We start from the raw sequence: 3,043 nt of genomic DNA, 5'->3' as shown, positions 1-3,043 counted from the left end.
TAAATTGCTTTGTGAGTTATATTAACAATGCCCTCATGTTTTAATCTACCACAAATAAGTTCCGGAGATATCTTCTTTTTTAACAAAGCTATTATTAGCTTTTTAACTTTACAGGATAGCTTATGATTATTTGAAGTTCTGCGGCTTTGATATAGCTTCTGTGCTATCTCAGCATTATAGTCACTATTTATACTAGTGCGATTAAGTTCCTTTTTTATAGCTCTTTCACTATAGCCAATTTTATTGGCTATTTGAGATGTTTGGTATCCTAATTTAAGTAATTCTTCTATACAATATCTATTTGAAAGAGTTAAGTGCTTTGGCATTTTTTAGTTCCTTATCGTTTATTTTAGTTTCGTCAAAACCTAATAAACTATATTTGGAACTCTCTTTCAACTATTTAAAACTTTCAGAATACAATCTAGCCATTTATTCATAATTTTAACTGCTATTTTCTTTATAATTAGCCTAATAAATAACAGTATATCTTTGATTATTATTGCTACTATGGCTGTTTATTTCACATGTGGATCAATCTTTCCACTATCGATGGGAAAAGGTATCTCAATGTTTCGACATGTCCCTGGAACTGCAGCAGCAATTATGTATTTTGTGAATATCTCAATGACTAGTTTAACATCATTTTTACAAAGCTATGTGCATGCTCATAATGTTACAAACATTATAAGTATTTACTTGGTTTTAATGTTTATAATTGTTGGGTTATACTGGTATAAACTAAAGGATCTTTAAATCTTATGTCTATCAAAAATTATGATGTAATAATAATCGGTGCCGGTGCAGCTGGGCTTATGTGTGCTATAGAAGCAGCCAAAAGATCTCGTGATGTACTAGTATTAGACCATGCCAATAAAGTAGGCAAAAAGATTCTAATGTCTGGTGGAGGAAGATGTAATTTCACAAACTATAATATCGCAGCTGATAGATACTTAGCTGATAATCAGCATTTTATGAAATCTGCACTATCAAGATATACTCAATGGGACTTTATTAGTCTAGTTAGTGAATATAATATTCCTTATCATGAGAAGACTCTAGGCCAACTTTTTTGTGATAACAAAGCTAAAGATATCGTTAATATTCTGTTAGATGAATGCCAGAAATATCAAGCTAATATACAGTTGCATACAACTATTGATAATATTACAAAAAAAGAAGACATATTTTATCTAACAACCAGCACTGGTGAATATATATGTCAATCACTAGTAATTGCTACTGGTGGGTTATCTATACCTACTATGGGGGCAACTGGATTTGGTTATAAAATCGCCAAAAAATTTGGCTTAAAAGTTAACCCTCGAAGAGCTGGTCTAGTACCTTTTATTTTCAACTCCGAAGATCAACAAAAATTTGGACAGTTACGTGGGGTATCAACTTACTGTAGAGTCTCAAACAATCGAGCAAGTTTTGATGAGAATATCCTTTTTACACATAAAGGATTAAGTGGTCCAGCCATTTTACAAATATCATCTTATTGGCACTCAGGAGAGAGTGTTGAAATCAACCTTTCCCCAAATGCAAATATTAGTGATTTTTTAACTTCAAAAAAAGAGCAAGGCTCAAAAGTCACACTAAAAAACACTTTATCAGAATTACTGACTAAAAATCTTATTAATACATTTTTTGAGAACTCTCTACTTGAAAAAAGAATATGTGATTTATCTGCAGAACAGATAAATAAAATTGACCAACAGCTCCATCAATGGATAATATATCCACAGACAACTGAAGGCTATCGTACCGCAGAAGTTACATTAGGTGGTGTTAGCTGTGATGAATTATCATCTAAAACCTTAGAAGCTAACAAAGTCAAAGGATTATATTTTATCGGTGAAGTTATCGATGTAACCGGATGGCTAGGTGGATATAATTTTCAGTGGGCTTGGGCTTCTGGTTGGGCCTCAGGACAAGTTGTATAAATTTAATCGCTAAGCTATAATTAACTAAATATTTTTCGGGTCAAATATTTTAATATGAAAATACCTAACGAGAAAGAATTCGCTATAAAAAAAGCTATTCTAAAAGCTATTGAGCAAGGCTATAGTGTTGCTCAGTTAGCAGATGGTTTTGGAGTCTCTAGAAGCCTAATATACAAATATCGTAGAGTACTTAGAGATCAAGGTTTCATCAGAAAAAATGAAAATGATATGTATGTCATAACCGAGAATAAATTTTCAATGAAACCCGAAGCTCCGAAGACTGCTAGTCTTGATCTAAAATACGCTGATTTAAATGACCCTAATACTTATTATGAACAAAATCAACCTATTGAAACTGTAGATAATGAAACTTTTTCTGATGAAAGCCATCAGCAAGATAATAGTTTAGCAACTGTAGAGTCGATTCAAGATTCTGTAGAACAAATGCAAAGACTCAATGAAATAAAAAAAGCTAATAAATTACGAGCAAAAAAAGGGTTTCTAAATAAGGTATTTGGAAAAATTAAAAAAATTATTAGCTAGATTGTATTCTCAATGTTTATAGAGATACCAAAATGTACTTCATTAGGTGTCAAGTAATTTAAACATTTCTTAGGTCTATTATTCAAGTCTATCTGTAACTTTCTAATGTATTGATGAGATATATTGTTAAAGTTAGTACCTTTAGGTATAAATTGTCTGATATACCTATTCATGTTTTCATTAGTACCTCTTTGCCAAGGACTGTATGGATCAGCAAAGAATACTTTGATGCCAGTCTTGCTAGTTAGCTTCTTATGTTTAGCAAACTCTTTACCATTATCAAATGTAGCTGTTAATATTTTATGACCATTAGATACTTTGTACAATATTCTATTGATTGAATTAGCTGTTCTATCTATAGACTTGGCTAAAATAGTAAATCTGCTAGCTCTATCGACCATTGTTACAATAGCACTTTTATGGTCTTTACCAACAATAGTGTCACCTTCAAAGTGATAAAGATTTTTTCTATTAGCACTGCTAGGTCTTTCAGAAATACTCGCTCTATCCTTTATCTTAACTTGTTTAGAGTCACCTTCTTTTTTGTATTTATATTG

Annotated in this window: 5 protein-coding genes; 3 read left to right on the top strand and 2 right to left on the bottom strand. The window is 31.4% G+C overall.

The features are described from left to right. Positions 1-326: helix-turn-helix domain-containing protein (locus F8C69_RS09800; protein ID WP_159185022.1), on the bottom strand; the 326-nt coding region annotated here is incomplete at its 3' end. A 181-nt stretch (positions 327-507) separates the two neighbouring features. Here F8C69_RS09800 and F8C69_RS09795 point away from each other — a divergent pair. Genes F8C69_RS09795 through F8C69_RS09785 form a run of 3 tightly spaced genes read left to right on the top strand, consistent with a single transcriptional unit; the run spans position 508 to position 2,486 of the window. Beyond that, positions 508-753 (top strand): MFS transporter, encoded by a 246-nt coding sequence (locus tag F8C69_RS09795; RefSeq protein WP_234393707.1) that lies wholly within the window; start codon positions 508-510, stop codon positions 751-753. Between the two features lie 5 nt (positions 754-758). Further along, a complete protein-coding gene (locus tag F8C69_RS09790; RefSeq protein ID WP_159185021.1) occupies positions 759-1,943 on the top strand; it encodes a BaiN/RdsA family NAD(P)/FAD-dependent oxidoreductase in 1,185 nt (394 codons plus the stop codon). 54 nt (positions 1,944-1,997) lie between these two features. Beyond that, positions 1,998-2,486 (top strand): FTL_1293 family small RNA FtrC-regulated protein, encoded by a 489-nt coding sequence (locus tag F8C69_RS09785; protein ID WP_159185020.1) that lies wholly within the window; start codon positions 1,998-2,000, stop codon positions 2,484-2,486. On the opposite strand, the gene F8C69_RS09780 is transcribed toward F8C69_RS09785, so the two are convergent. Next, positions 2,483-3,043 (bottom strand): IS30 family transposase (locus F8C69_RS09780; RefSeq protein ID WP_159183759.1); only part of this gene is annotated, 561 nt, incomplete at its 5' end. The two genes, F8C69_RS09785 and F8C69_RS09780, sit on opposite strands and share 4 nt — an antisense overlap.

The sequence above is a fragment of the Francisella noatunensis subsp. noatunensis genome (genome assembly GCF_009823375.1).
GTDB classification, from domain to species: Bacteria; Pseudomonadota; Gammaproteobacteria; order Francisellales; family Francisellaceae; genus Francisella; species Francisella noatunensis.
The sequence above is the reverse complement of the archived record's forward strand: the minus strand, read 5'-3'. Positions and strand labels throughout refer to the sequence as shown.

Excerpts from the sequence above, each read along its gene's own strand:
- F8C69_RS09785 (WP_159185020.1), top strand. The coding sequence starts at position 1,998 with ATGAAAATACCTAACGAGAAAGAATTCGCTATAAAAAAAGCTATTCTA.
- F8C69_RS09795 (WP_234393707.1), top strand. The coding sequence starts at position 508 with ATGGCTGTTTATTTCACATGTGGATCAATCTTTCCACTATCGATGGGA.
- F8C69_RS09790 (WP_159185021.1), top strand. The coding sequence starts at position 759 with ATGTCTATCAAAAATTATGATGTAATAATAATCGGTGCCGGTGCAGCT.